Source organism: Escherichia sp. E2562 (assembly GCF_005781075.1).
Lineage (GTDB): Bacteria > Pseudomonadota > Gammaproteobacteria > Enterobacterales > Enterobacteriaceae > Escherichia.
This window is the reverse complement of sequence record NZ_VATM01000027.1, coordinates 1-6992: the sequence shown is the minus strand read 5'-3', so window position 1 is coordinate 6992 and position 6992 is coordinate 1. Positions and strand designations below refer to the sequence as shown.

Below are 6992 nucleotides of genomic sequence, written 5' to 3'. Positions count from 1 at the left end.
AACATATCAAAATCAGGCAATTACACAAATCTATGTACAGGCTCCTTCCCGTTTTCTGACAGAGTGCGTTTTGTTCATGCCGGATGCGGCGTAAACGCCTTATCCGGCCATAAAATCGCGCAAATTCAATATATTGCTTTGATATGTAGGCCTGATAAGCGTAGCGCATCAGGCAATGTTAGCGCCAACTGTACTTAATCCCCAGCATTCCTTGAGTGTTGCTATAGCCTTTGTCACCTGTTTGTACACCAACGTTGCCCCAGATGCTCAGATTAGCATTCACTTTACCTTCCACCCCGGTGCGGATTTCGCCCAGATTACGCACGCCGTCACGACTGATGCTTACGCCATCCATCTTCACACCAAAGGTTTCGGTATTGTGGATCCAGTTTACTTCCACGAATGGCTGCAACTCACGCTGCTTACTATCATCCATTTTGTGATGACTGTTCAGGTACGTTCTCACACCCAGACGCGTCTGGATGTTACCATCGCCCTGAGTTTCAATACGGGTCCCATCGTTGCGGTTGTGCGCATTGTCCTTCACGCCCATCCAGGTAACCTGTGCCTGCGGCTGGATATACCAGGTGTTCAGCGTGCTCCGACTGCCGGAAAACTCTCCGGATTTCAGGGTATAACCCGCTTCCAGTGAGGCAGTCAGTCCTTTCGAACTGTAACTGTCGCTGGCGCGGTTATCTGCTGCCACACTGTTATTAAACCAGTTGTACAACATCCCGCTATCGACATACGCCCCGGTTTTATCCGCCTCATTCTGGTTCCAGGTTCCGTACAGCCCGGCGCTGTAACCGTTGATACGTCCGTCAGAGCCGTAACCGGCGCGGTCGCTGCGGGTATTGCTGCGCGCGTTTGCATAACCTCCCATCACCCCCAAATGCCAGCGGTCGGTGCCGTCGGTACTCCACTGTGTGATATCACCCCCCAGTTGCAGCACATAACGGTTGCTCTGCGTTTTCAACTGACCGTCACCGACAACAGAACGTTCATGACCGCCGACATGGCGCATCCACATGCTGGCTGCCAGTCCGTCCTCTTTTAGCGCGTCGGTGTAGTGCGGTTCACCAAGACGATCGTGCAGACGGTGGTTAAACAGCGTGTTCGCGACTGAAATATTGCTGATATAACTACCCGCTTCCGGGCGCAGCGCGTCTGGTGCCATCGGATCCACTACCGGTGGTTTGACCGGAGCCTCCGGTACAACGGGTCGAACAGGTAAAACGGGACCTTTCCACTTACTGGTGAGATACCAGTTTTGCGCCGCACTGTCAGTGCCTTTCGCCAACGTATAAACATAAGCGCCAGCTTCCACAGTGCCGGTGGTCAGGGCGAAGTGACCGGTAGAGCTGCCGTCAACATGAACCAGTTCAATACCGTTGTCAGTCTGTTTACCCACGCCCCCGACATTATGCACCGCAACCCTGGTGTTACCGACCGTATCGCCGTGAACAATGAGCTTGTCGGTTTGAGAATCGTCGCCCCCCAGTTCCGTGTTCATCACAATCAGACCGTCATTGCCAGTGTAGTTGCCCGCCACGGTCAGGGTTTTGAAATCATTATCGTTAGGTGCGGAAATCGAGATCGTTCCGGCACTGCTCAGATCGTTGACCTTTGAAGCAGCTGTCATGTTCCAGCGGCTGGCAGCATCAATATCGACATTCGCCGGGTCGATCCATCCGGTCAGTTGTGCGCCGTTTTGCAGAGTCAGTCGGCTGCCGTTATTACCAATAATATTGCTGGTCAGTTGCGCGCCACCGTTGGCACCATCAAAGACAAGCTCCCCCGCATTAATCTCAGTATCTGTGATCCAGGCCGTCTGTCCCGCCAGCGTCAGGCTGCCATCACCGTTCTTGATGAAGCGGCCGCCAGCTACATTGCCATCGATGATGTCACCGTCAAAACGCGAATTATCACTGTCCGTGGCGTTAACGGCGATCAGCGATGCGCCGTTCAGCATCACAACGCCACCGCTGCCGCTCAGGCGGTTAGCCTGCTGATTGTTGCCGTTCAGATCGAGTACACCACCGTTGACGATAATATCGCTACTGCTGTTCAGTGTGTCGGCGATAGCGGTCCGCAGTGTGCCTTCATTAACAGTCGTGCTACCGGTATAGCCGTTGATGGCGGAGAATATCAGCGTACCGCCACCAGTTTTGCTGAGGCTTTTGCCGTCCCAGCCGAAACCATACGCGGTGGAGTTCAGATTATCTTGCAGTGCGTCTCCCAGGGTAAAGCTGTGACTGTCCGTTACGTTGAACGTACCGTGAGCACTGGAGTCTTCGGTGTTTAACCAGACCAGACCAAACTGCGCAATAACATTTTTGCTGTCGTCATCTTTCTTCGCCCATCCGATCAGAAAATGGTCTGTATCGACATAATCCTGCAAAGCCTGTCCTGCGACGGTATAGCTGAAATCGCCGCTAATCCCGTTCCGGGTGCGGATAAGGATATACAGATTCTCATCAGAAACAGGGGCATAGCCGGAGATATCCAGCGTATTGTTCCCGGTAAGCTGGAGAGTATCGGCGCTCAGTGCCGGGTCACTGGCAATATCAACCTGCGCGGTTACACCGCTGCCAAAATTTGCGTCCGCAGCGACAATCAGCGTTTCACCGGCATCAACTTTCAGCGTACCGCCAGACATATCCAACCGGTTAGCGCCTACGGAATTAGCAATCTGCAGCTCACCACTGCCTGATTTATTCAGCGTCTGGACGTTTTCCAGCGTACCGGCAATCATGGCGCGATCGGTGATCGACAGGTTTTCGCCGCTGTTGCCCATCGTCATTAACGCGTTATGTTGGATATCCAGTGAACTGAAACTCTGCGCCATGTTCTGCGCGTTCAGTGTTCCTTCTTTGACATTGAATCCACCTGTGTTGAGGAACTGATTGGCGTTAGCCGTAGATAAGGTTCCCGTGCCGATCTTTTCCAGTTTGCCAGGGCCGGACAGGACTCCGCCGAGTGTCAGTTTATCGGCTCCGTCGGTTTCAATCGCTACCGTGTCACCTGCTGCAGTACCAATCAGCCGACTACCGGCATTCAGATTCAATTTGCTGTCGCCATTGCTCTTAATCAGCGAGCCATCGGCGAAATTCATGGTGCCGGATGAAAGCACATTCACGGTATTCGCCGCCGTGCTGGTTGACAATAAAGTGGCACCGTCCCGCAATGTAAACCGCGTGCTGCTGGTGTTTATGCCATACTGAGCATTGTCTTTCAGTTCCAGGACACCACCATAAACGGTGGTATTGGCATAAATCCGCGATTGCGTATTTTGAGAACCAGGTGTGAAATCTTCGCCACTAAAAGTCACTTTCCCATCGGTAGCATCGCTGCCGTTGGTGGTATTAATTCCAACAATGACATTTATTGCCACGCCAGTGGAGTTGAAACTGGTTATCGGATCACGAAACAGAATCTGACGCCCAGCGTCAGCAGCAATATTCAACACACCATTCGGCTGGCGGATATTAATCGCATTGGCAACCGCATATGTCATATTGGGCGTTAAGAGATTTCCGACCCCGGTGAAATTATTATAGAACTGAATATCGCTATTTTTCGCATGTAGCAGACTCGTGCCGGTAAAATTCGCGCTGTTGCCGATAAGAATAGCGCCTGCATACTGGCCATTGGAATAGTTTCCATGCACTTTCATACCATCGATACCGTTCGTCTCCATCACCAGTCCGGTCTGTGCAACGATAGCTCCCGCAGTATCCCTGACAGCCCGGTTACCATAGATATCGGCATTACCATACAACTGCACACTTCCGTCAGAAAATAATCCGCCACCCGAACTTATTGCGCTGTTATTACCGATAATAATGGAGGCGTCTGTACCACTGAAAATCAAATTGCCCGAGTCATGTAACCGAATAACACCGCCGGCAATAGCGTGATTGACATTATTGGTCAGCGTTACGTTGCCTTCAAATATAATGTTGGCGTTAGTGGTATCTATCGCGGGGTCATAGGAGTAGGCGCTGTTATTGTCAAAAACAACAGTACCGTTCGCACCACGGAAAAGCACATCTGAATTTGAGATGATAAGGCCACGATAGCCATTATTGGCACGGTTATCGACAAAACGGAGCTGACTGCCATTGCCGAGTTCATACACAATTCCCGAAGCAGTCCCGGAATTATAAACAGCTCCCCCTGTGGAGTTGCTTATTGTCATATCAATACCGTCCAGCAGCTTAATCACTGCTCTTCGAGTTCCACTCAGACTAATTAAGTTAACGGCATTACCGGTGGCATTAAACAACCAACTGTCTGTCCCCAGTGGCGTATTGCGGTCAACAATAAGCGTTGCCGGAGAAGAGCTCGTACCATTAAAAATGAGATCACTTAAACGCGTTGTCTGATTTGCGCCAGTGCCATAGATTTGTGACAGATAGACGCTCTCTCCCGGCAGAATCGACACCGTTGCGGCGAGCGACGAAGTAACACAGTTTAGTGTCAATACGAAAACAACCAGCGTCATCGCAAAGCCGGCCAGCATACGACGTCCGGTTCGTTTTCCCCGACTCTTTGCAAACTCCGATACCGCGACCCAGACGCCAGTAGATTCGTTACGGACAACATTGAATACGTTGTTCATGTTATACATCCTTTAATTAAATGAACCACTCCATCTGGTACATTATTTCTATAACATTTTACTTAAGGACTACAGATTTCTTTTATAAATAAAAGAAGTAATATTCTTATTTGTAGAGATAGATATCTTAAAAATCAAACCGCAAAAGCTCACTGATGAAATAATGCAATGCTCAGATAGACAAGAAACTAACGGTTAATGTAACAGTACCTGCATAATTATAAAAACATAATCTCTTTATAAGTACTTGTTTTAATAAAGGTGCGGTATTAATTACCCACATCATCAATTGGTGTCATAACGGTAAGCCGCAACAGATGGTGTACGGTTATTATTTTATAGCATCATACTAAGTGTGAGCAATGAACAAAGCACAGGATAATACAATGTCACCTAAAGTAATTAATACCACGTACAAAAAGATAGAGAAAGATGGGCTGACTATGACTATAAGTCAACGGAAAGGCCCAGTCTGCGCAACCCTCTATTCACCGGATGGAAGTAATCTTAAGAATAACCACATTTATTATCTGATTAAAATTTTTGACGCTGAAAATAATCCAATAAAAAAAAGCCCCTTCAAATATCATGTTGATGTGGTCACCAAAAATGACTGGTCCACACTTGATACTCATCCAATACTCAAAATATCCTATGAGGGTGACGCAAAGAAATTACAACAGGATAGTTATGGCTTTTATAATACAGAAACAGATCAGAATGGAGAATTTTTATTTGGTATTTTGCCCTTCCTTACTCTGAACAACGCAGAAACTCTGATAGAAAAAACAATGGTACCTTATGTACAAAGTATAACTCTTACCTTTTATCTTGGTGATATCAGTACCGATCTTGTCGTTGAAACTCCATATAATTTAGATTTACGCACATATGACGCAGTAGACATGGTTGTCAATAGTACTGGTGATTTCCGTGATTTAACTGATACAGTCACATTAATTCCTGGCGGGAATATATGTTGTAATCGTAAAGTATGTTTTTGTTTTAGCGGGGAACTGGAATGTGAAGTAGCCTCCTCCATAGAGGGGGTAGCTATTATGGATGTGGATAAAAATAATCAGGTAACGATGCCCTTTACAGAAGAGGAAATTGCCAATCGTGAAGTCTGGGCATATGCAAGTTTTGCATGGTGTGCGATGTCCCCACTGCGCATCCGCGAAGCCAATTCATCCCGGCTGCTGCATATCAGCCCGCAAAACAACTGCAATATTTTTCCCGGACAGACGCTATATGCCACGTTTCAGTATCAACTGAAAGCCGGTGAACATTTTTCCGGAACCGAGTGTCCCTTTGCATTAAACCGGGGGAATTTTTATCCTCCTGAAATCTCCTGGTGGCAGGACGGCAATACCTTATATGGCGGCTGCTTACTGACTGTGGATGACAGCCTGATGAAAGGTGACCGCCTGTCGTGGACGGTTTCCTGCTGCCTTGATAATAGTGGAATCCCGGTTACCTCTGAAACCGTGACCTGGAATGTAGCCTGGGATGCCGATATTGATGTTGACGTCACTTTTGCTGCCGATACACCGGTGTTAATTGATTACAGCAATGACAGCACGCGACCGTTATCCTCACGTCCTGCTATGGCCTGGCGGCTGACCGTGCCGGGACTAAGAAACACCCAGGCCTGTTTTTACCCCCTCGTGACCCGCATTACCGAAGATGCCATCATCAGCGATGCATCGTTCAGTGAAATTGTCCCCTGTGCGACAGACAGAACCAGTGGGGATTATTTTTACGTCATGCTGGACGACCTGGGGAGCGCCGTCATTAACGTGCAGCCCCGGGAAAACCGCACGCTGCTTACCGCGTTCAGCGCCGGGATTTATGGCGTCGGGACGATGGTCAACACCGCGAACTTTTTTATCAACAGTGCCTGGGAGGCCGCGACGGCGCCAGCTGTCAGCGTGGCAGAAGGGCAGAACCCTCAGGCGCGCCCCGGTGATGACAGCTATGGCCTGGCGACATTCCCGCTGCTTTCGAACTGGGAGGCGGTGAAGGAGCACGACCTGCTGGGCGGCGCGGTGTATCTATTTGCCGGAAAAGAGATACAGAAAAAGAACCACTACACGCCGCTGACGTTACTGGGAAAAACGCAGATCCCGCTTAAAGCCAGTGGTGGCGCGCCCGATATCGCCCTGTATTTTACCGAATCTAATTTCGAGGCCGGAAAGACCTATTACATCCATGCCTGTCTTGTCGAAAATGCCTATCTGCACAAGGGGGTGAATTATCTCCGTCTGCAGGAAATCAAATTTGAAATTCCGCAGGACCAGCCTGCCGCACCGGACGGGGTGAAGCGGACCTATCGTGCACCGGAATTCGTCTGTAAAGACGGCGCGGT

General features: G+C 49.2%; 1 protein-coding gene and 1 pseudogene. One reads left to right on the top strand and one right to left on the bottom strand.

Annotated elements, in window-relative coordinates; genetic code table 11:
- Positions 1 to 178: 178 nt before the first annotated feature.
- A pseudogene (locus FEK43_RS21860) lies at positions 179 to 4612 on the bottom strand (autotransporter outer membrane beta-barrel domain-containing protein); the annotation flags it as partial.
- 398 nt (positions 4613 to 5010) lie between these two features.
- Between FEK43_RS21860 and FEK43_RS21855 the strand changes: the two are divergent.
- Positions 5011 to 6992 (top strand): hypothetical protein (locus FEK43_RS21855; RefSeq protein ID WP_130238305.1); only part of this gene is annotated, 1982 nt, incomplete at its 3' end.